The sequence below is a fragment of the Bordetella sp. H567 genome, from assembly GCF_001704295.1.
GTDB lineage: Bacteria > Pseudomonadota > Gammaproteobacteria > Burkholderiales > Burkholderiaceae_B > Bordetella_C.
The window spans coordinates 1,918,437-1,940,082 of the sequence record NZ_CP012334.1 but is presented as its reverse complement, the minus strand read 5'-3'; the positions used below and the strand labels follow the sequence as shown (position 1 = coordinate 1,940,082).

The window sequence follows — 21,646 nt, the reverse complement described above, 5'->3', positions numbered from 1 at the left end:
GGCCATCTTGCAGAAGGCGACCCACCACCGTCTCCGGCGGTTCGGCAGGCGCCGGCTCAGCTGGTCACGCGCTGCTGCGCCGCCTTGAAGTTTTCCTCCAGCACGGCCAGGACTTCGTGGCAGACCTTGATCTGCTCCGCCGACAGGCCCTGCATGGCGTGATCGAAGAACGCGGCGCGCCGCGGCAGCGCCTCGGCCACCACGCGCTTGCCCTGCGTGGTGAGCATGGCGTTGATCACGCGGTTGTCCTGTTCATCGATGGCGCGGCTGATCCACCCCAGGCTTTCCATGGCCTGCAGCTGGCGCGTCAGCGATGCGGGATCCAGGCGGCAGCGTTCCGCCAGGATCTTCTGCGACAGGGCGCCCGCCTCGTGCAACGCCAGCAGAATGCGCCAGCGGGGCAAGGCATGCCCCACATTTGCTTCGAAAGCCGCCATCATCGATCGATAGGTCTGCCCCAGCATCTGCACGGTATGCAGCCCTTGTTGCTCCTTCGGCATGCCTTACTCCGCCGGCGCGCTGGCCGCCTTGGAACGGCGGGTAAGCCGGATCGGCGGCACCCGCCGCACGAACCACAGCGACAGGATGGCGATCGCCAGCACGATGATCTGCCCGTCGTGGATAGCGCCGACCAACGATACACGGGCCGCTTCCAGGTACGAGGCGCCATCCCGGCCTGCCGCCGCCACCTGCTGCATGAAGGCGGCCTGCGCGGAAGGGTTCACCAGTATCTGCGGATCGTCCAGCGTATCCAGCCAGCGTAGCGCCTGGCCGCTATCCAGCGATGCGCGCACGCCGCTGATATAGCTGTGGTTCACCATGGTGCCCACGACGGCCGTGCCCACCATGCCGCCGACCATGCGCAGCGATTGCAGCAGCGCCGTGGCGATGCCCAGGTGCGCCCGCCCGGCGGTTTCCTGCGCAAAGACCGTCAGGTTCGGCATGATGAACCCCAGACCCAGGCCGGCCGCCAGCATGTAGCTGGCGATCAGCCAGCGCGGCGTGTAGTTGTGGGTGGAAATGATGCCGGCCGTAGCCAGGCACATCAGCAGAAAGCCGACATAGAGCATGTTGTTCGGATTCTTGATGCGCGTGACGATGCGGCCGTTGGTGATGCTGCCCACGGTAATGCAAACGACCATGGGCGTGATCAGCAGGCCAGCATCCTTGGGCGACAATCCGAAGCCGCCCTGCAGCAGCAGCGGCGCATAGAACAGCAGCGAAAACATCGAGACCCCGACCAGCAGCGCCAGCATGAAGAGCGGCGCCAGGCTGGCATTGCGGAACATCTCGAACGGCAGCAGCGGCTGCTCGCAACGCCTTTCCCACCAATACAGCAGGCCGAAGGCGACCAGGCTGGCGGCGGCCAGCGTGGCGGTCAGGTTGCTGATCCCCCTGGCCGGCAACAACTCGACCACCAGTTGCAAGCCGCCCAGCGCGAGCGCGATGAGCAGCGCGCCCGGCCAGTCCAGGCGGATCTTGCGGTTGGGATCGCTGTGGCGCAGATGGGGCAGATGGCGGGAGACGAACCAGAGCCCCAGCAGACCCACCGGGATGTTGACGTAGAAGACGGAACGCCAGCCGTAGTATTCGGTCAGGATACCGCCCAGCGACGGCCCGATGGCGTTGGCGATGCCGAAGGCCGAACTGAACATGACCTGCCAGCGCAGGCGCACATAGGAATCCGGAAACAGGTCGGGGATGCAGGCAAAGGCGGTGCCCACCAGCATGCCGCCACCGATGCCCTGCAGCGCCCGCGCGATGACCAGGAACAGCATGCTGTCGGCCGCGCCGCACAGGGCCGACGCCGCCGTGAACACCAGGATCGCCGACACCACGAAAGGCTTGCGGCCGTAGTAGTCGCCCAGGCGCCCGAAGATCGGCACGGTGATGACCGAGGTCAGCAGATACGAGGTCGCGACCCAGGCGTACAGGTCGAAGCCCTTGAGCTCCGCCACCACCGTGGGCAAGGCGGTGCCGACCACCGTCTGGTCGATGGCCACCATCATGACGACGAAGCACATGCCCAGCATCGCCATCAAGGACTGGCGAAACGGCAATACCTGGCCGGCGGAATGGGGGGTGGCGGGAGCGCGGGGGGCCATTTGTGGATATATCAATAATTGATCTATCAACGATTTTAGCGCACCCGCCGCGAAACGTCGAATGCGTCGCGCGGTGCTACAGTAGCGCAGCCCCCTACGGCACCACGCCGCTCTTCCCATGCAAGAAGCCCTAGACGATCTGGACCGCCGCCTCATCGCCCTGCTGCGCGACAACGGCCGCCTGACCACCGCCACGCTGGCCAAAAAATTGGCCGTGTCGCGCGGCACCATACACAATCGCATAGACCGCCTGGTGCGCGGCGGCACGATCCTGGGATTCACCGTCCGCCTGCGCAGCGAAACCGAGGACGACGGCGTACGGGCCATGACCTTGATCGAGGTGCGGGGCAACGAAACCGACGCCGTGCTGACGGCGCTGCGCCGGCTGCCGGAGATCGTGCAGGTGCATTCGACCAGCGGACGCTGGGACCTGGTGGCGGAAATCCGGGTGCAGGACCTGGCGACGTTCGACCGCGTGCTGCGCGATCTGCGCCGCATCAAAGGGATCGCGAACTCGGAAACCAATCTGCTGCTGGCCGTGTACAAATAGCCAGTTGCGTCGGGCAAGGCCCGGACGTGGATCGATGTGCGGGTCGCGAGAATGGGCGGCGACCCGGAACGGATGGAACCGGCGCATTCACCCAAGCGACGATGGGCGACTAGGCTGCGGCGCGCAGGGCCGCGTCTTCGCCCAGCGCGAGGGCATACAGGTCCTTGGGATCCCCGCCCATCGCGATCAGGGGCAGCTCTACCCCCACGCCGTGCTTTTCCGCCAGCTCCGCAACCAGGCACAGGGCGGAATAGTCCTCCAGGGCGAAACCCACGGAATCGAAGACGGTGACCTGCGCCGGCGACTCGCGTCCGGCCCGATCGCCGTTCAGCACCCGCCACAATTCAGTCACCGGGAAGTCCGCGGGCAACTGCTGGATATCGCCTTCGATGCGCGATTGCGGCTCGTATTCCACGATGATGCGCGCCCGCCGCAGGATATCGGGATGGATTTCCGTCTTGCCGGGGCAATCGCCGCCCACCGCGTTCAGATGCATGCCCGGTTCCATCATCCCGGGCGTGACGATGGTTGCGTAGGCCTTGTCCGCGGTGACGGTGGTGACGATATGCGCGCCCCGTACCGCCGCCGCGGCACTGGCCGCCACGACGACATGCAGCGCGGGCGCAGCCTGCGCCAGATTGCGCACCAGCTTGGCGGTGGCGCGGCTATCGATGTCGAAAAGGCGGACTTCCTCGATACCCAGCATGTCGTGGAAGGCAAGCGCCTGGAATTCGCTCTGTGCGCCGTTGCCGATGAGGGCCATGGTGCGCGCATCGGGGCGGGCCAGCGCCGCCGCGGCGACGACCGAGGTGGCGGCGGTACGCATCGCCGTGGTCAAGGTCAGCTCGGACATCAGGCGCGGATAACCGGTCGCGACGTCGGCCAGCACCCCGAAGGCCATCACGGTAGGCAGGCCCAGCACGGTGTTGCCGGGATGCCCGTTGACATACTTGAAGGCATAGCGCGCCGCGTCGGCCACGGGCATCAATTCGATCACGCCCACGGGCGAATGCGACGCAAGCCGGGCGGATTTCTCGAATTCCGGCCAGCGCAGGTAATCGGCGCGTATGCGTTGCGCGAGATCGCGCATGAAGGGCGCGACGCCGACCTCGCGCATCAAGGTGGCCATCCCGGGTACATCGATCAGTCTTGTCATGGTTATCTCTCTTCTGCCTGGACAGGAGAATCATGATCGGGACTCGAACTAACGGAAAGCCAGCAAGGTGTGCAACAGTGCTGGATCGGCTGGCGTTATGTCAGCGGTTTCTGACATAACGCCAAAGCCGGCGCGGCGGCGTTCAGGCCGGGGGCTGCTCTTTCATCAATCCATAGACCCACAGCCGCATACTGTCCCAACCGCGCGACAGCATGCCGCCCTGCTCCACCGGCTGCAAGGCCACGATGGGATAGCTCTGGATCGTTCGGCCATCGACCTGCACATCGGCCGTACCCACCTGGCTGTCCAGCGTCAGCGGCGCGACCAGGGGTCCCTGGTGGGTGATGACCTTCTGCAGGCGGGGCACCCAGGCGCGCGGAACGGTGGCATAGATATCGCGATCGAAGCCCACCAGCACCTGCGGCTGCTGGCCTTTCCAGACCGTCGAGTTGCCGATCGATTGACCCTTGGCGTAAAGCTTGACGGTCTCGTAGTTCTGGAAGCCCCAGTTCAGCAGCATGCCCGTGGCCGCGGTGCGCACTTTGTCCGAAGGGGTGCCCATGACGACCGCGATCAGCCGGCGCTGGCCGGCCGCGCCCGGACGCAGTGCGGACGCGATCATGCAGTAGCCTGCCGCCTCGGTATGCCCGGTCTTGCCGCCATCCACCGACGGATCGCTCCAGAGCAGGCGGTTGCGGTTGGGCTGCGTGATGTTGTTGAAGCGGAATGACTTCACGTGGTCGTAGCGCACGTATAGGTCCGGAAAATCGCGGATCACACGCGAGGTCAGCGTCGCCAGGTCGCGCGCGGTGGAATACGTCTGCGGATCCGGCAGACCATGCGGGCTGTTGAAGTGGGTGGACTTCAGGCCCATGCGTTCGGCCGTGTCATTCATGCGTTGCACGAAGGCCGCCTCGGAGCCGGCTGCGGCCTCCGCCAGCGCGACGGCGGCGTCGTTGCCCGATTGAATGAGCAGGCCCGACAGTAGATCGTCGATGCTCACATGCATGCCGGGCTCCAGGAACATCTTCGAGCTGCCCGGCGCGACCTTCCATGCGTTGGTGGAGACGGTCACCTGCTGGTTGAGATCCAGCGTTTTGTCGCGCAGCGCCTGGAAGATCAGATAGGACGTCATGATCTTGGTCAGCGAAGCGGGCTCCACGCGTTCGTCGGGGTTCTTCGAGGCGATGACCTGCCCGCTCGTGGCATCCAGCAGCAGCCACGACCTGGCATCCGGTGCGGGCGCTTCCGGCGCGGGCGGTGTGGCGGAGGCGGGCTGGCCGGCGGAGGCGGGCTGGCCGGCGGTGGCGGGCTGGCCGGCGGTGGCGGGCTGCGTCGCGGACGGCGCCACGGCGGGGGCAGCGGCCTGCACGGCACCGCTGGTGCAGAAGGCCGCGGCGGACCACAAAACGACAATAAGCTTCTTCATAGATTCCACGGATTGAAGGCGATAAGCGACGTGAGCCTTAGTCCGGACGGACCAGATAAGGTTCAGCCATGCATCTCCGGCCTTGCACGCGATGCGCCATGCGGCGTAGGGCGTCGGCGTGTCGTGCGGGCGTCGTAGTACGTCCATCTGATTTCCACCATGGATGGAGCCTGCCTAGACTGGGAGCGGATTACCAAATAGCCCATATGCCTTGAACCGGATTTGCGCGGGCCCAATGTTAACCCCTGGACTTCGGGAGGACACGATGGGGGCAATCTGGGAGATATCGATGGTCGAGGACGGCGCCGTCTTCTGGCTGGAAACGGGGCATCGCTACGTCGCCTGCCGCTGCACGGCCGATGTGTTGCGCCGGGTGGAACGCAGCACCGGGTTGAGCGGCGTTGCCGCGCTGCGCGCGGCCGAGGACGAACTGGTGGAGGAAGCCAGCCGCCGGCTGGCGGACCGCGAAGCGCTGCCGCTGCGCATCGTCTATCACGATTAGCCTTGCGCGCGGCCGCGCGCCGTCGCGCGCCCTCCGGGGCGTATCAACGCCAGGCCGCGGCCGCCACCACGCGGCGCGCGAACAGCAAGGCCACCGCCAGGAACACGGCCAGCCCCAGCCAGGAAGCGATCGGCGCGAAACCGGCACCGGCGATCGCCAGCGGCGCGTCGTTGCCACTGGCGCCAATCACGGCCGCCATGACGACGCCGATCAAGCTCTCGCCGACGATCAATCCCGACGCGATCAGCACGCCGCGGCGTTGGGCGCCGGCAATGGCGGCGTCGTCCGCCCGGCCGGCATTCCGGCGCCGTTGCAAGGCACGGTCGACCAGCCAGGCCAGCACCGCGCCCAGCACCAGCGGGGCGCTGACCGTGGGCGGCAGGTAGATGCCGATGCCGACCGCCAGCACCGGCATGCGCGCCACCTTGCAGGTACGCTCCAGGATCTGGTCCACCACGATCAGCGCGATGCCGATGCCCATGCCGATCACGATCATGGCCCAATTCAACTGGTGGGTAAAAATGCCGCGCACGATGGCCAGCATGAGCGTGGCCTGCGGCGCGGACAGGACCTGCGTCGGATCCATGCCGGGACGCGGCAGGGCGTCCGCGAAACCGTAGGCCTTGTACAAGAGATCCAGGATGGGCGAGATGACCACGGCGCCGGCCACGCAGCCGATCAACAGCGCGACCTGCTGGCGCCACGGCGTGGCCCCCACCAGCCATCCCGTCTTCAGATCCTGCAGGTTGTCGTTCGAGATCGACGCCACGGCGATCACCGCCGATGTGGTGAAAATGGCCACCGCGATGGCCAGCCGCCGGCCCGCGTCGGTGGACAGCAATCCATCGCCATTGCCGATGGCCAGGATCAGCAGCGATACCAGCACGATGGCCACGATACCGACGCCGGAAATGGGACTGGTCGACGACCCTACCAGGCCGGCCATATAGCCGCAGGCCGCGGCGACCAGCAGGCCGAAGACGAAGGCGAAGATGACGGCATAGATCACCAGCCGCCAGGTCAGGCCCGTCGCCAGCGGCGCGCCGGACAGGAATGCATGGAAGGTCAGCACCAGCACGGCCACCATGACCAGACTGATCGCGGCGATCCAGAATCCGGGCAGGTCGCGGTCCGTGCGCGGCGATTGCCCGGTGCCCTGCCCGCCCACGCCGCTCATCCTGGAGAACGTCACCTTCAGGCCGCGCGCCATCGGCGCGGCCAGCGTGGCCAGCGTCCAGATGGCGCCCACGCCGATCACGCCCGCGCCGATGAAGCGCACCTGGGAAGACCAGAGGCCGGTGGCGTAGCTGGCCGCCGACGCCCCCGCCGGCATGGGGTGCAGCGCCGTCAACACCGGCACGGAAATGCCCCAGGCGATGACCAATCCCGTCAGCATCGCCAGCCCCGCCACGATGCCGATCAGGTAGCCGGCGCCCAGCAAGGCGGTCGAGAAACCCATGGGGATGCGGAAGATGGCCGCGCCCGCCGACAACCAGATGCTTACGCCGTCGCCCAGCACGCGCAGCCCGCCGGCGGCGAAGCTGACCGCCGCGGCGACCAGTCCCCCGGTGGCGATGTCCGCCATGCCGGTGCCGGACCCGCCGTTCGCAGCGGCCTTCCTGGTGTTCGCATCGCCGGAGACGGCCTGCGCGTCCGCCGATGCCGCCGCGCCCACGCGCAGGATCTCCGCGGCCGCCACGCCTTCGGGATAGGGCAGGTCGCTTTGCACCACCATGACCCGCCGCAAGGGGATGGTGAACATGACACCCAACATCCCGCCGGCCGCGCAGACCGCCAGGGTCAGCCAGAACGGGAAGCCTTGCCAATGCCCCATCATGACGAGCGCGGGCAGGATGAAAATCACCGAGGACAAGGTGCCGGCCGCGGACGCCTGCGTCTGCACCATATTGTTTTCCAGGATGTTGGCGTCGCGGAACAGCCGCAGGACGGACATGGAGATGACCGCGGCGGGTATGGCGGAGGAAAACGTCAGGCCAACCTTCAATCCCAGATAGACGTTGGACGCCGTGAACACCACCGTAATCAGCGCGCCGAGGATGACGCCGCGCAGCGTCAATTCAGGCATCGAGACCTGATCGGGAATGCGGTAGCTGTCTGTCATGGGTAGGCGGGCCTCGAAGGTCGTAGACGAAACGGGCGATTGTATTCTCCGGTCGAAGCCACCGTTGCACCCGGCGCCTACCCGCACGCGGGCGTATCACGGCAAGTTACCGGCGCGACGCCACTGTTTCGCCGACGTTGACGGCGGCATCGCGTGTCTTGTTCGATGTCCCGTCGCGGTTCACGCGGACGTAATCTTTGGCGACAGGGCTTTGCGCCGGGCAGCGATACACCGGATTGACTATTAGCTGCAAACCGTCCATGCTTTGCGCCTCTGTACGACTGTATGATTGGATGCAGTCGGGGGCGATAGCGGGGAGGTTCCATAGGGTGTCTCATGCTGCAAACAAGGCCGGGGTCATCCCCGACGGATATCGTCTGCGGCTTCCCGGCCCGACGTTCGTACCCGAGCGCATCCGGCAGGCCACCGCCCGCCTGATCGTCAACCATCGCGGACCTGAATTCCGCGCCATGCTGGCCGATGCCGAAGAACGGCTCAAGCCCATCTTCGGCACCCGCAACCGCGTCCTGTTCTTTGCTGCCTCGGGCAGCGGGATGATGGAAGCCGCGGTGGTCAATATCGCCAGCCCCGACACCGAATTGCTGTTCGTCTCGCACGGGCAGTTCGGCGAACGCTTCGCCTCGATCGCGCAGGCGATAGGCGCCCGCTTCGACCGCCTGGACATGCCCTGGGGCAGCGACATCGACATCGACGCGGTGGCGCAACGCCTGAGCGAAAAGCGCTACCGGGCGGTATTCGTCATCCACAACGAAAGCTCGACCGCCATTACGGCCGACCTGGCCCGGCTGGGTGCGCTGCTTCGCGACACGCCCACGCTGCTGGTCGCGGATTCCGTCAGCGGGCTGGCGGGCACGGAGATGAAGCAGGATGAATGGGGTGTCGACGTGGTCGTGTCGGCATCGCAGAAAGCACTGATGTGCCCGCCCGGCCTGGGCTTGGCCAGTGTCAGCGCCAAGGCCTGGGAGGTGATCGGCCGGGGCGACCACTTCCCCGCCTTCTATTGGGACTTCGCGCGCGCGCTGGCGTCGCTGGAAAAAGGCGAAACGCCCTTCACACCGGCCGTGCCGATCGTCTACGGCCTGCTGGAAGCCCTGGACATGATCCACGGCGAGGGCCTGCCCCAGGTGCTGGCGCGCCATCGGCGCCTGTCGGCCGCGCTGCGTGACGGTGCCGCCGCCATCAACCTGCCCGTGTTCGGCACGGGTCGAAATCGGTCCAGCACCGTCGTTGCCGTGTCGGTGCCGCAGGCGCTGGACGGCGCGGCGATCGTCAAGGCGCTGTACGAGCGCCATCGCACGGTGATCGCCGGTTCGCGCAACAAGCTGTCCGGCCGCGTCATCCGCATCGGCACGATGGGCGATTTCAACGACGACACGATCCTCACCGATCTGGAGCACCTGGAAAGCGTCCTGTCGCACCTGGGCCATGCCTTCACGCCGGGTGCCGGGATCGCCGCGGCGCGCGCCAGTCTTGCCGCATCCATTCAACGATAAATAGGGGAAAACATGAAACGCCTGCCTGCCTGTCTCGCGACGCTGGCGCTGGCCGTCGTCGGCACGGTCACGTCCGCGATGGCCGCGTCCGATCACGTGGTGCTGTATTCGGCCAATGACGATACCGTCAACAAGCTGGTGGCCGACGGCTTCAAGCAATCCACCGGCATCACGGTGAACGTGATCTCCACCGGCTCGGGCGTGCTGTTCCGCCGCATCGCATCGGAGCAAGGCAATCCGCAGGCCGACGTGGTGTGGGGCGTGAGCGCCGCCCTGCTCAAGCAGAATGGCAAGTATTTCCAGCCCTACGCCGTCAAGGGGCGCGAGGCCGTACCCGAACTGTATCGCGATCCCAATAACCTCTGGGTCGGCACCAATATCCAGGTGGTGACCATCAACCGCAACAGCAAGGCCATTCCGGACGCCGACGCGCCCAAGCGGTGGGAAGACCTGCTGGACGCCAAATGGAAAGGCCGCATCGCCTACACCGATCCCGCCAATTCCGGCTTCTCCTACGCGGCGGCGACGGCGTTGCTGCAGGCCTGGGGCGACAACGACGCGGCGTGGCAGAAGTTCGGCAAACTGGTCGCCAACACCAAGGTGCTGAACCGCTCGACGCTGGTCTTCGACGGCAACGGCAGCGGCGAATATCCGCTGGGGATTTCGCTGGAATACGCGGGCAACCTGTGGGCGCACAACGGCGCGCCGGTCGAGGTCGGCTATCCGGCGGACGGCACCGTGGCCCTGGCCGAAGGCGCCGCCATCATCAAGGGCGGTCCGGACCTTGAAAACGCCCAGAAGCTGATCGACTATCTGGCGAGCAAGCCCACGCAGGAAATGCTGCTGAAGGCCACCTTTCGCCGCCCCGCCCGGCAGGACGTCGACCTGAGCGCCGTGGGAAAGATGCCGGCCTTCAAGGAAATCAAGGTACTGCCCTACGACGACGCCAAATGGGAAGCCGCTCGCGCCGATACGCTGCGCCGCCTGAAGACCACCATCCAGGAAACGCGCTGAGGGCCCCGGTCCGCTGCTTCCATGACGACCATACGTATCGACGAGCTGGTCTGCAGCTATGGCGCGGCGCGGGCGGTGGATGGCATTTCCCTCACCATCGGTGACGGAGAGCTGTTCACGCTGCTCGGCCCTTCCGGCTGCGGCAAGACTACGCTGCTGCGCAGCATCGCGGGCTTTACGGACATCGCATCCGGCAGCATCCTGCTGGGCGACGCACGCATCGACCGCCTGCCCGCGCACCGCCGCAACATCGCGATGGTGTTCCAGAACTACGCCATCTTTCCCAACCTGACCGTTGCCGACAACGTGGCCTATGGACTGCGGGCGCGCAAGGTGCCGGCCGCGGACATCGAAGCGCGCGTGCGCAAGGCGCTGGAACGGGTGCGCCTGGCGAACTACGGGCGGCGCTGGCCGCACCAGTTGTCCGGCGGACAACTGCAGCGCGTAGCCATCGCGCGCGCGCTCGTCATCGAGCCGGCCGTACTGCTGTTCGACGAACCCTTGTCCAACCTGGACGCCCAGCTGCGCGTGGAAATGCGTGTCGAGATCCGCCAGTTGCAGAAGTCCCTGGGCCTGACCGCGGTCTACGTGACGCACGACCAGGAAGAGGCCCTGGCGATTTCCGATCGCATCGCCGTGCTGCGTGACGGCAAGGTCGAACAGATCGGATCGCCCGAATCCATCTATCAGCGCCCGCGCACGGCCTTCGTCGCGGAATTCCTGGGCGGCACCAATATGCTGCCTGGCGTGGCGGGCGGCTTCGATGGACAGATGAGCGAAGTCGCGGCGGGCGGCACCACGATATCGGTGCAGGGCAAGGTGGCCGAACCGGGCGGCAAGGTCCTGTTGTCGATACGCCCGGAGGCGCTGCGCCTCGTGGACCACGCGCCAGGCCCCCTGCTGCGCGCCAGGCTGGTATTGCGCGAGTTCCTGGGCCAGATACACCGGCTGCATGCGGCGCTGCCGGATGGCACGCCCATCCGGATTTCCGCGCTGGGCGCATCGCTGGGCGCCATGGCCGAAGGCGCGCCCCTGACGCTGGCCTACGATCCGGCGCAGATCATCGCGTTCCCGGCCTCATGAAGGGCTTTCGCTATGTCGTGTCGATCGGCGCGCTGGCCCTGCTCGCCCTCTTCCTGCTCTACCCCCTGGCGCTGGTGCTGAACGCCAGCCTGCGGGTGGACGGTACCGGCGCCTTAACGCTGGCCAACTATGCGGGCATATTCAAGAGCGGCTATTACCTCAAGAGCGTGGGCAACAGCCTGGTTGCGGCGGCTTGCGCCACCGTGGGCGCCACCGTGATCGGCGTGCCGCTGGCCTTTTGCATGGCACGGGTCGACCTGCCCGGCAAGGCCGTCCTGTTCACGCTGGCCTCGCTGCCCCTGGTGCTGCCTTCCTTCGTGGCCGCCTATGCGCTGGTGCTGCTGTTCGGCCATGCGGGCGTCATCACGACCGCCCTGCGGGAAATCGGCATACCCATCGGGCCCATCTACGGACTGCCGGGCATCATTGCCGTACTCTCGCTGACCTTGTATCCCTATGTGCTGATGCCAACCATGGCCGGCTTCAAGGCGATCGACATTTCGGTGGAGGAGGCCGCGCGCAACCTGGGTGGTTCGCGCTGGCATGTCTTCCGCACGGTGCTGCTTCCGGTGGTGATGCCCGCCGTGCTGGCGGGCGCGCTGCTGGTTTTCATCGAAACGCTGGAGAACTTCGGCGTACCGTCCGTCCTGGCGGAGGACCGCCCCTTCCTGGCGGTGGACATCTTCAAGCTCTTCGCCGGCGAAGCGGAGAACAACCCGGCGGCGGCCGGCGCCCTGAGCGTGCTGTTGATCCTGTGCACGGCGCTGGGGCTGCTGGCGCAGCGCCACTACCTGTCGAAACGGCGCTTCACGACGAACGCGCGTAGCGCGCCGCCGGCGCTGCCGCTGTCGCCCGGCTGGCGCGCGCTCGCGACGCTGTACAGCTGGGGCATCGTGCTGCTGTCGCTGATGCCTTTCGTCGCCGTGCTGTGCATTTCCTTCCTGCGCTTCAGGGGCCCGGTACTGACCTGGGATCTGGGCCTGAGCAACTACGCCGGTTTGCTCGCAGGCTCGTACGAGCCGCTTTACAACACGCTGATCCTGGCGACCGTGGCCGCACTGGTCGCGACCGTGGTGGGCGCGCCCATCGGCTATATCGTCACCCGCCATCGCGGGCGGCTTTCCGCCACGCTGGATATGATCGGCATGGTGCCCTTCGCGGTGTCGGGCACGGTGATGGGCGTCGGCCTGATCCTGGCCTTCAACAACCACCCCCTAGTATTGACAGGTGGGTGGCTCATCCTGGTCATCGCCTACGTCGTGCGCAAGCTGCCGTTCAGCGTACGCTCGGCCGCCGCCATCGTGCATCAGATCGAGCCCAGCCTGGAAGAGGCTTCGATCAATCTCGGCGTATCGCCGTTCAGGACCTTCGTCGGCCTGGTCGTTCCGCTGATGGCCGGCGGCCTGGTCGGCGGCATGGTGCTGGTCTGGATCACGGTGGCGTCGGAGCTGAGCTCGACCATTGTGCTGTACACCAGCCGCTGGTCCACGATCACGGTACGCATGTACCAGTTGCTGGAAGGCACCGGCGCCGGATTGGCGGCGGCCGCCGCATCGATATTGATCATTTTCACCGCCGTCCCGCTACTGCTGCTGCAGCGGCGCCTGCGGCGGCGGGATAGCCCGTTGATGTAGCGTCGACGACGCTGCCTGGAGTCCAAGTTGAACGATCTTCCGCCCACCGTCACGCTGAATTTCCGCAGCGACAATGTCGGCACGGCCAGTCCCGAAATCCTGCGCGCCGTCGAAGCAGCCAATCGGGATCCAGCCGCATCCTACGGCGACGACGACTACAGCGCGGCCGTCAACCAGGCGTTTTCCACGCTGTTCGAAACGCCCGTCACGGTCTTCCCGGTCGCCACGGGCACCGCGGCCAACGCGATATCGCTGTCCTGCTGCGCGCGTCCATGGGGCGCGATCTATTGCCACCAGGAGGCGCACGTCCACACCTCGGAAGGCGGCGCCACGGAGTTCTATAGCGGAGGAGCCAAGCTCGTCGCACTGCCGGGCGAAGCGTACAAGCTGGCGCCCGCGACCTTGCAAGACACCCTGGCCACGGCGGAACGCGGCATACGCAACCGCTCGCAGCCCGATGCGGTGACGATCACCCAAGCCACCGAATACGGCACGGTTTATCGCCGCGAGGATATCGCCGCGATCGGCGCGATCGCGCGCGATGCGGGCATCCGCTTCCACATGGACGGCGCGCGCTTCGCGAACGCGCTGGCCCGCCTGGATTGCACCCCGGCCGAGATGACGTGGCGCGCGGGCGTCGACATCCTGTCCTTCGGCGTCACCAAGAACGGCGGCATGAACGCCGACGCCATCGTGGTCTTCAACGCCGAACTGGCCGAGCCACTGTCCTATCGCCTGCGGCGTGCCGGGCAGACATGGTCCAAGATGCGATTTTCGTCCGCCCAATTGCTGGCTTATGTCCAGGACGACCTGTATCTGCGGCTGGCCCGGCATTCGAACGCCATCGCGACGCGCCTGGGCCGCGAATTGGGCGCCCTGCCCGGGATCGAACTGGTGGCGCCCGTCGAGGCCAACATGCTGTTCCTGCGCATGCCGGACCGCGCGGTCCAGGCCATCACGGCGGCGGGCGCACGCTTCGGGCGCCGCCGCGGGGGCGTCATCCGCCTCGTCACGCGCTTCGACATGGACGAAGCGGAAGCGACCACGCTGGTCGATATCGTCCGCCGCGCCCTGGATTAAGGCGCGCGGAACGGGGCTGCCGCCGGGCCGGGCGACATTTAAGGTCCGGACTTTAAGAGGTTGGACCACTTGCAACGTTGTATCGATCCGTGTGACAGGTCCATGTCAGCCGGCGCTCGCCGGCCCGTACCGCCCTGCGCAAATCGGATTTTTATATTTCTAGAAATACAAACTAGAAGCTTTCATTTTGTTACAGAATGCCGAGGCTATGGCCCCATATTTTCAAGACGACTTGGTAATGTTTCGCGTCGCTTTTGAACGGTAACGCAGCACCGTAATAGCGAACGTAGCGCACTTACCGCCACGGCTTCCGCCGTGGCGTTTTTTTTGGGTCCGGCCCGCGTCTAAAGCGAATGCGGTTCGCGCCGATGCTGGAGGGAGAGGCTCAGCAGCAACACCGCGGGCAGCGCCAAGCTCCAGAAAGAAACCAGCTTGAAGGCGAACGCCCCGATGATGGCGCCGCTCGCGAAGCCGATCACCGCCGGCAGCATCTTGCCCAGCCTGCGGCGTATGGCGGCGCGCGCTTCCGGCGTCGCGCCCGGCAGGTCGACCGCATCGATCACGATCTGGGTCGTGTTGCCGGTCATGATCGTGGTCGGTCCTGCATCGGCCAGGAGGGTGCGGGACATCGCGTTCTGTATGCCCATCGCCGCCACGCCCAGCAGTCCGCAGATGACGACCAGGGGCGCGCTGGGATCGGTTAGGGGCACGGCGACAAGTCCGGTCGCCATGAAGGCCGCCAGCAGCGCGCCTTCGAGGAAAAACAGCACGGCAATGGCAGGCAATCCGCGCCGGCGCAGCGCGGTCTCCAGCAGGCGGGCACAGCCCACGGCGACGACGAAGGTCGGCAGCGCGAGCAGCTTGGTCAGCAGGCCTTCCGAAGCCCCGATGAGCTGCACGCCGATCATGATGAAGTTGCCGGTCACGTGCGCGGTGAACAGCCCGAACAGCGCCGCGAAGCCAACGACGTCCACGTAGCCGGCGGCGAACGAAAGCAGCCAGCTGGGAATGTCGGCCACCGCCGCCGGCTTTGCCTGTAAGGCCTGGGAGGTCAAGGCCATCATTGGCTCCTTGTCGGGGTTTCGCATTCGGCTCCAGCGGCCGCCGCTTCCTTGGGCGGGTTGCCCGTGATCTTGGGCACGCACTCCTGGCGGAACCAGGCGGTCGTCACCGCTTCGCCGGCCATCATCCGTTTCACTGGGGGCAGTACCTGTTCGCCGATCAGCATACCGAGTAGTCCGATCAGGGCAACCGCCGGCGGCGCGGGCGAGCGGACCCCCAGGAGCGCGTAGATGATGCCGACCAATATGCCGGCACCCAGCGAGATCAGATATACCTTCATGATTGCACTCCTGTGGTGGTGCGGAGGTAAGCGCCGGCATGCCGGTGGCGCAAGTCGTGCCAGGCGACCAGCAGAAAGCCGCCCACCAGGCCCAGGTGCTCGAAGAACGCATTTTCCATCGCGAAGCGCGCGTCGGGCGGTGCGCTCCAGAAGCGCAGCGCGAGGAAGGTGGCCGCCAGCGTGAACGCCCCCAGAAGCAAGGCCCCCAGCCAGCGCCACCATCCCAGCAGGATCAGCGCGGATGCGCCGAGCTCCAGCACGATGACGGCCACCGCCATGGGAACCGCCGGCGCCAGGCCGAGGTGCTGTATTTCAACCACCGCGCCGGGGAAGTCGAAAAGCTTGACCAGCCCGCCCTGCAGGTAGGCGGCGCACAGCAGCAGCAAGGCAATCCACCGTAGCCAGCGCGGCAGCCCCGGGGGAAGCTCCCGCGAGGGCGCGGATGGGCCCGAACCCGCCGGGGCGGCGCGTCCCGGCGGCCCGCCGTTCGGCGACGCCTGGGAGACCAGGGACGTCCAGGGCCCCTGGGACGTCGGGAACGCCTGGGACTTTGCGGGCGCCTGGGACGCCGACGACGTCGTGGACGCCCCGGACGCGGTGGACGCCTGGAACGGCGACGATGACGCGGATAATCGGTTCATGGCACGGCCTCCGCTGTGGTTCAGAATGCCCAGCACGAGCAGCCCAACGCGCCCCAGAACGTCTTCTCGTCGGAAACGGGCGTGCTGGAGCCCCACGCCCGCGCATGCGCATGGCCATGCACGCCGCACGACCGCGCGCACCCGCACATGGTCTTGAGCGCGGCGCGCGTGCTGGCCTGGGCACGCGGCTGGTAGCCGCCGTAATGGCGCACCGGCGCCCAGTCCGGCATGGGCGGGGGAATCTCGGGGGCATGCCCGCCGAATTCGCCGTCGCCATACACCACCTTGCCTCCCAGCACCGTCATCACCGACGTGATGTCCTGGATCTCGTCACCGGGCACGGCGAAGTAGTCGGCGGACAGTACCGCCAGGTCGGCCAACTGGCCGACCTTGATCTGCCCTTTCTTGCCCACCTCGGACGAGAACCAGGTGTTGGACTCGGTCCACAGCCGCAGCGCGGTTTCCCGGTCCAGCACGTTAGCTTGGGGATAGATGGAGGTGCCGCCCACGGTCTTGCCCGTCGTCAACCAGTACAGGGCGACCCACGGGTTGTAGGACGCCACGCGCGTGGCATCGGTGCCCGCGCCGACCTTCACGCCCTTTTCCAGCATCCGCTTGACCGGCGGCGTCGCCTCGGCCGCCCTGGCGCCGTAGCGCTCGATGAAGTATTCGCCCTGGTACGCCATGCGGTGCTGCACGGCGATGCCGCCGCCCAGCGCGGCGATGCGGTCGATATTGCGGTCCGAAATGGTTTCGGCGTGGTCGAAGAACCAGTTCAGGCCGTCGAACGGCACGTCGCGGTTCACCTTCTCGAAGACATCGAGCGCCCGCGTGATCGTTTCGTCGTAGGTTGCGTGCAGCCGCCAGGGCCAGCGCTTTTCCGCCAGCAGCCGGATCACCGGTTCGAGGTCGCCCTCCATGGACGGCGGCATGTCCGGCCGTTCGACACGGAAGTCTTCGAAGTCCGCCGCCGAATAGACCAGCATCTCGCCCGCGCCGTTGTGGCGGTACAGGTCGTCCCCCTGCCCCGGCTGCACCGAGGTCGTCCACGTCTTGAAGTCGTTCAGTTCTTCCTTGGGCTTCTGCGTGAACAGGTTGTACGCAAGCCGCACGGTAAGTTGTCCGGCCGCATGCAGCTGTTCGATGATGGTGTAGTCGTCCGGATAATTCTGGTAGCCACCGCCCGCGTCGATCACGCCGGTCACGCCCAGGCGGTTCACTTCGCGCATGAAGTGGCGCGTGGAGTTCATCTGGTATTCCGGCGGCAGCTTCGGCCCCTTGGCCAGCGTGGCGTACAGGATCGTGGCATTGGGCTTGGCCAGCAACAGCCCCGTGGGATTGCCATGGGCGTCGCGGACGATCTCGCCGCCCGGGGGATTGGGTGTGTCCTTGGTGTACCCCACCGTGCGCAGCGCGGCGCCGTTCAGCATGGCGCGGTCATACAGGTGCAGGATGAACACGGGCGTGTCGGGCGCCACGGCATTCAATTCGTCTATCGTGGGCAGGCGCTTTTCCGCGAACTGGTGCTCGGTGAAGCCGCCCACCACGCGGACCCACTGCGGCGCCGGGGTGCGCGCCACCTGGTCCTTGAGCATGCGCATGGCGTCCGCCAGCGAACGCACGCCGTCCCAACGCAGCTCCATGTTGTAGTTCAGGCCGCCGCGGATGATGTGCATGTGGCTGTCGATCAGCCCCGGGATGACGCGGCGGCCGTTCAGGTCGATGACCTGGGTGCGCGGCCCGGCGAGCTTCATGACATCGTCGCGCGTCCCCACGCCGACGAAGCGGCCGTCCTGCATGGCGACGGCATCGGCCTGCGGATTGGCACGGTCCAGCGTGCTGAACCTGCCATTGACGAGGATAAGATCCGGCACGGACTGTGCGCTCATGGCGAGACTCCTGTGGGTGATGGCCGCTTGGGCGGCGGCGGCGCCGGCAATGAACTGGCGGCGGTTGATGGGGGGCACGATAGGCTCCTTGCGTGAAGGCAGGATGACGAAGGATGCCCGCGCCGGCATTGGCCGGTGCAGGCCTCCGGGCGGGGCCGGCGATGCATGCGCATGCCGACCCATCCGTGCACCCTGTCAGCGGGCCGGAACCGCCGGACGCGCTTCGTGCGGGGTCGCGGTGCGCTGCGCGGCCTTGTGCACCATCGTATAGGCGTAGTCCACGCCCATGCCGTACGCACCGGAATGCTCCTTGACGATGTCGATGACGCCGTCGTAGGTGTCGCGATGCGCCCAGTCGCGCTGCCATTCCAGCAGCACTTGCTGCCAGGTCACCGGCACCACGCCAGCCTGGATCATGCGCTGCATGGCATAGTCGTGCGCCTCCTTGGACGTACCACCGGAAGCGTCGGCCACCATGTAGATCTCGTAGCCGCCATCGGCCATCGCGCACAGCGCGAAGGTGTTGTTGCACACCTCCGTCCACAGGCCGGAGACGACCACCTTCTTGCGCTTGTTCGCCGCCAGGGCATCACGTACCTTCTGGTCATCCCAGGAATTCATGGACGTGCGCTCCAGCACCTCCTTGCCCGGGAACACATCCAGCAGCTCCGGATAGCTGTAGCCGGAGAAGCTTTCGGTTTCCACGGTGGTGATGGTCGTCGGGATATTGAAGATCTTCGCGGCCTTGGCCAGTCCGACCACATTGTTCTTCAGCGCTTGTCGGTCCATCGACTGCACGCCGAACGCCATTTGCGGCTGCTGGTCGATGAAGATGATCTGGCTGTTCTGCGGGGTAAGGACTTCAAGCTTGGGGTTTGCCATCATGCACTCCTTGAGGAATCGATAAGGTACAACGCTGACAAGCTCGATACGGCTATCGCTCGTTCATCGAGTTTTTCCATCCGGCCGCACGCCCATCGGCCTGCCGCGGCGGCTGAAGGAACTCCACCGTCACGCCGTCCGGACCGCGCGCATAGAACAGGCGCAGGCCATCCCGGCTGCCGCCTCGTACGGTCTGCGGCTCGCCCAGCGCCATCCAGCCGGCGCCCGCCACGCGCGCCAGCAGCGCATCCAGGTCATCGACAAGGAAGGCGAGGTGAACGGAGCCCACATCGCATGCGCGCGGCTTGAAATACTCCCGGTTCGCGGGCGCGGAATATTCGAGCAATTCGATCAGGTGCCCGCCTGGGGCCTCCACCATCGCCAGCTCGAGTTCGGCGCCCGGGACGCCGACCACATTGTCGAGAAACTCACTGGCCGGATAGCGATCCCGGGTAACCAGGCGGAATCCCAGCACATCCACCCAGAACGCCAGCGATTCATCCAGCGAGGAAACGGTAAAGCCGGTGTGGTCGGCCCGTGTAACCCCGGGCGGCGTGTCATGTGAGGGCATCATCATGGTCTCCCTATGCATCGCATGGGTTACTTCGTTCCGGCATGCTCCGCCCAGAAGGCACCCAACTGCTCGTTGATGAATTCGGGTCTCTCTTCGAACACCCAGTGCCCGCACTCCTCGATCACGCCGCCCTTCGCGGACACCGCGATGGCCTTGGCACAATCGAAGCAGTGATCGCCAAATGAGGACCGCCCCGCCCAGGCCAGCATGGGAACGGTCAGCTTGGTCTTTGTCAGTTCGCCGGTTTGCTCCGCCATTTGCGGAATGTAGCCGTAGTGGTTCAGACTGGCGCGCAGATTGCCCGGCTGGCGCATCTGCATCACGTAGCGCTGCACCTCTTCTTCGGGAAGAGCAGCGGGGTTGTAGGCGAAGTCCCTGAAAAAATGGCGCAGATACCGTTCCTCCTTCCCTTCCACGAGGAACAGCGTAACGTCCATGTTCATGTGCATGCCCAGGTGCCAATACGGCACGCGGGGATCGACGTAGCCCGGAAAATCCAGGCCGAAGAACGGAGTCTCGATGGTTGCCAGCGACAGCGCCCGCGCCTGGGCCAGATAGGCCAGCGCGACCGACGGCGGCCCGCCCAGATCGTGGCTCAGGATGTGAAACCGGTCCACGCCTTCGACCGCCAGCAATTCCAGCATGTCCGCCGCGATCGTCTTCGGCTCGTAGCCGTCGAACGGCTTGTCGCTATCCGCGTAGCCGCGCAGATCGGGCGCGATGAAACGGTATTTATCGCTGAACGCCTCGATCACAGGCAGGAACTCGCGGTGGTTTTGCGGCCAGCCGTGCATGCACAAAACCACGGGACCGCTGCCGGCGGTGACATAGTGCAGGCGAACGCCGTTCACGGTGGCGCGCTTGTGCGTGAGCGTACTCATGAGACTCTCCTTACCAACGGTCCAATGGCGCACCCGCGCGGCTCGGGCGAAAAGCGTCACGCGACAAACCGCAGGGCGTCGTCACAACAGGGAATGGGAATCGGTCCAGCTCAAAGAAATAAGGTACCGAACGGTCCACAATCGCCGGTCCGAGGGCCGGGCCGGCGTTGCGCGGAATCACCCCCAGGTAGCAGGTTCAGCGTGCTGCAATGCAGAAATATCTTCGACGAGAAACGCAGGGCGCAAGATATCCTGCCCGCTCCACCACCGTCTTGTATGAAAGAGAGGACAAATGTACGAAACGCACATAGCCTACTCCGCTTTATGAGGGAAAAACAAGATCCAGAAACGACTTACTGGCTACGCCACCTGGCCGGGGGCATCCCCGTCATTTTCTTGAATACCCTGCTGAAGTGGCTCTGGTCCGAAAAACCACAAGTGCTCGCGATGGATGCGATATCCACGCCCTTGCGCAGCAGCGCTTTCGCCAATTCGATACGCCGGTGCAACACCCATTGGTGCGGCGTGAAACCCGTCGAGCCGGCAAAGGCCTTGGTGAAATGTCCAGCCGATATCCCGCATGCGGCGGCGACATCCTCGACGGAAATGTTTTCCGCGAGCCGATGGCACATGTACTCGATCGCCAGGCGCTCATGGCGCGCGCTCAATGCGGGGCAATAGTTGCCGCGCCGCAAATGACTGCCGTACACGGAAACGATATGGGTCATCATCGCGCTGGTGACATGGCCGACATAAAGCCGGTTGAGATCATTGCCCGAGTTCACCGCCGGCGACAGCGCGTGGACCAATGACAGCAGCGTCCTGTCGACCGCGCCTGTCGGATTGCGCAGCGAAAAATCGCGCCCGCCACCGCCGCAGGCCGCGATTTCCGCGAGCTGGTCATGGTCCAGATGCATGCGGAAATTGTCGAAGGCGGAAAGGTGGTGGCAGGTCCATTCCTCTTCCATATTCGTCACCGAGACGCCGCCGGGTTTGTGCGCGCCCTCGTAGACCAGCGCCCCCGATCGCCACAGCCTGTGCAGGCGAAACGGCCTCAGCTGGATGATGATGGCGGTACGCTTGGCCACCGGCACCCGGATGGGATGCGCAAGCGGCCCGTGGGACTGCGCCCTTTCCAGCCGCAAGGGGCCGATATCGTGTGTCCAGGTCCTGCGCAGGCCCGGGAATGGTTCGTTTGCTGAAGTCATGCCACTGCCTGTGCCGCGATAAAACACCACCGTGATTGAC

The 21,646-nt window shown here is 65.8% G+C and carries 21 protein-coding genes; 7 read left to right on the top strand and 14 right to left on the bottom strand.

Going from position 1 to position 21,646, the window contains the following annotated elements; all coding sequences use genetic code 11:
• Window positions 1-56: 56 nt before the first annotated feature.
• Together AKI39_RS08765 and AKI39_RS08760 are read right to left on the bottom strand one after the other, a co-directional pair.
• Entirely contained in the window at window positions 57-500 is a 444-nt protein-coding gene (locus AKI39_RS08765) for a MarR family winged helix-turn-helix transcriptional regulator (RefSeq protein ID WP_066634526.1), read from the bottom strand.
• Window positions 501-503: 3 nt separating this feature from the next.
• A complete protein-coding gene (locus tag AKI39_RS08760; protein WP_066634523.1) occupies window positions 504-2,105 on the bottom strand; it encodes an MDR family MFS transporter in 1,602 nt (533 codons plus the stop codon).
• 118 nt (window positions 2,106-2,223) lie between these two features.
• On the opposite strand from AKI39_RS08760, the gene AKI39_RS08755 reads away from it, so the two are divergent.
• Window positions 2,224-2,655 (top strand): Lrp/AsnC family transcriptional regulator, encoded by a 432-nt coding sequence (locus AKI39_RS08755; RefSeq protein WP_066634521.1) that lies wholly within the window; start codon window positions 2,224-2,226, stop codon window positions 2,653-2,655.
• A gap of 109 nt (window positions 2,656-2,764) precedes the next feature.
• Here AKI39_RS08755 and AKI39_RS08750 read toward each other — a convergent pair whose 3' ends face one another.
• Window positions 2,765-3,811, bottom strand: coding sequence for an ornithine cyclodeaminase (locus tag AKI39_RS08750; RefSeq protein ID WP_066634520.1), 1,047 nt, complete (start codon window positions 3,809-3,811; stop codon window positions 2,765-2,767).
• A 142-nt stretch (window positions 3,812-3,953) separates the two neighbouring features.
• On the bottom strand, window positions 3,954-5,240 hold the full coding sequence (locus tag AKI39_RS08745) for a D-alanyl-D-alanine carboxypeptidase family protein (protein WP_083228712.1): 1,287 nt from the start codon (window positions 5,238-5,240) through the stop codon (window positions 3,954-3,956).
• A gap of 265 nt (window positions 5,241-5,505) precedes the next feature.
• On the opposite strand from AKI39_RS08745, the gene AKI39_RS08740 reads away from it, so the two are divergent.
• Window positions 5,506-5,742, top strand: a complete 237-nt coding sequence (locus AKI39_RS08740) for a hypothetical protein (RefSeq protein WP_145925226.1) — start codon at window positions 5,506-5,508, stop codon at window positions 5,740-5,742.
• Window positions 5,743-5,785: 43 nt separating this feature from the next.
• Here the strand turns inward: AKI39_RS08740 and AKI39_RS08735 are convergent, their stop codons facing one another.
• Window positions 5,786-7,864 (bottom strand): OPT family oligopeptide transporter, encoded by a 2,079-nt coding sequence (locus AKI39_RS08735; RefSeq protein ID WP_066634517.1) that lies wholly within the window; start codon window positions 7,862-7,864, stop codon window positions 5,786-5,788.
• A 106-nt stretch (window positions 7,865-7,970) separates the two neighbouring features.
• Window positions 7,971-8,126: a hypothetical protein gene (locus tag AKI39_RS25720; protein ID WP_158515162.1), complete on the bottom strand. Its 156-nt coding sequence runs from the start codon at window positions 8,124-8,126 to the stop codon at window positions 7,971-7,973.
• 67 nt (window positions 8,127-8,193) lie between these two features.
• Between AKI39_RS25720 and AKI39_RS08730 the strand changes: the two genes are divergently transcribed.
• Genes AKI39_RS08730 through AKI39_RS08710 form a run of 5 tightly spaced genes read left to right on the top strand, consistent with a single transcriptional unit; the run spans window position 8,194 to window position 14,189 of the window.
• Window positions 8,194-9,378, top strand: a complete 1,185-nt coding sequence (locus AKI39_RS08730; protein WP_158515161.1) for a pyridoxal-phosphate-dependent aminotransferase family protein — start codon at window positions 8,194-8,196, stop codon at window positions 9,376-9,378.
• Between the two features lie 12 nt (window positions 9,379-9,390).
• Complete coding sequence (locus AKI39_RS08725; RefSeq protein WP_066634515.1) at window positions 9,391-10,392, top strand: extracellular solute-binding protein; 1,002 nt, start codon at window positions 9,391-9,393, stop codon at window positions 10,390-10,392.
• Between the two features lie 21 nt (window positions 10,393-10,413).
• A complete protein-coding gene (locus tag AKI39_RS08720) occupies window positions 10,414-11,475 on the top strand; it encodes an ABC transporter ATP-binding protein (RefSeq protein WP_066634511.1) in 1,062 nt (353 codons plus the stop codon).
• Window positions 11,472-13,109: an ABC transporter permease gene (locus tag AKI39_RS08715; protein ID WP_066634510.1), complete on the top strand. Its 1,638-nt coding sequence runs from the start codon at window positions 11,472-11,474 to the stop codon at window positions 13,107-13,109. Before AKI39_RS08720 ends, AKI39_RS08715 begins: the two co-directional genes overlap by 4 nt.
• Window positions 13,110-13,136: 27 nt before the next feature.
• Entirely contained in the window at window positions 13,137-14,189 is a 1,053-nt protein-coding gene (locus AKI39_RS08710; protein ID WP_083228710.1) for a threonine aldolase family protein, read from the top strand.
• 344 nt (window positions 14,190-14,533) lie between these two features.
• On the opposite strand, the gene AKI39_RS08705 is transcribed toward AKI39_RS08710, so the two are convergent.
• The 8 genes from AKI39_RS08705 to AKI39_RS08670 all read right to left on the bottom strand — a co-directional run bounded on the left by AKI39_RS08705 (window position 14,534) and on the right by AKI39_RS08670 (window position 21,606).
• The gene (locus AKI39_RS08705; protein ID WP_083228709.1) at window positions 14,534-15,250 is read right to left on the bottom strand and encodes a YoaK family protein; all 717 of its coding nucleotides are present in this window, start codon (window positions 15,248-15,250) and stop codon (window positions 14,534-14,536) included.
• Window positions 15,250-15,531 (bottom strand): XapX domain-containing protein, encoded by a 282-nt coding sequence (locus AKI39_RS08700; protein ID WP_066634509.1) that lies wholly within the window; start codon window positions 15,529-15,531, stop codon window positions 15,250-15,252. The genes AKI39_RS08705 and AKI39_RS08700 overlap by 1 nt, the downstream gene beginning before the upstream one ends.
• Window positions 15,528-15,944, bottom strand: coding sequence for a DoxX family protein (locus tag AKI39_RS08695; protein WP_066642530.1), 417 nt, complete (start codon window positions 15,942-15,944; stop codon window positions 15,528-15,530). The genes AKI39_RS08700 and AKI39_RS08695 overlap by 4 nt, the downstream gene beginning before the upstream one ends.
• Window positions 15,945-16,192: 248 nt before the next feature.
• Window positions 16,193-18,061, bottom strand: coding sequence for an amidohydrolase (locus AKI39_RS08690; RefSeq protein WP_066642528.1), 1,869 nt, complete (start codon window positions 18,059-18,061; stop codon window positions 16,193-16,195).
• Between the two features lie 195 nt (window positions 18,062-18,256).
• Entirely contained in the window at window positions 18,257-18,943 is a 687-nt protein-coding gene (locus AKI39_RS08685; protein ID WP_066634508.1) for a hydrolase, read from the bottom strand.
• 52 nt (window positions 18,944-18,995) lie between these two features.
• On the bottom strand, window positions 18,996-19,517 hold the full coding sequence (locus AKI39_RS08680) for a VOC family protein (protein WP_235610775.1): 522 nt from the start codon (window positions 19,515-19,517) through the stop codon (window positions 18,996-18,998).
• A gap of 26 nt (window positions 19,518-19,543) precedes the next feature.
• A complete protein-coding gene (locus tag AKI39_RS08675) occupies window positions 19,544-20,398 on the bottom strand; it encodes an alpha/beta fold hydrolase (protein ID WP_066634506.1) in 855 nt (284 codons plus the stop codon).
• 353 nt (window positions 20,399-20,751) lie between these two features.
• Window positions 20,752-21,606, bottom strand: a complete 855-nt coding sequence (locus tag AKI39_RS08670) for a helix-turn-helix transcriptional regulator (protein WP_083228707.1) — start codon at window positions 21,604-21,606, stop codon at window positions 20,752-20,754.
• Window positions 21,607-21,646 lie beyond the last annotated feature (40 nt).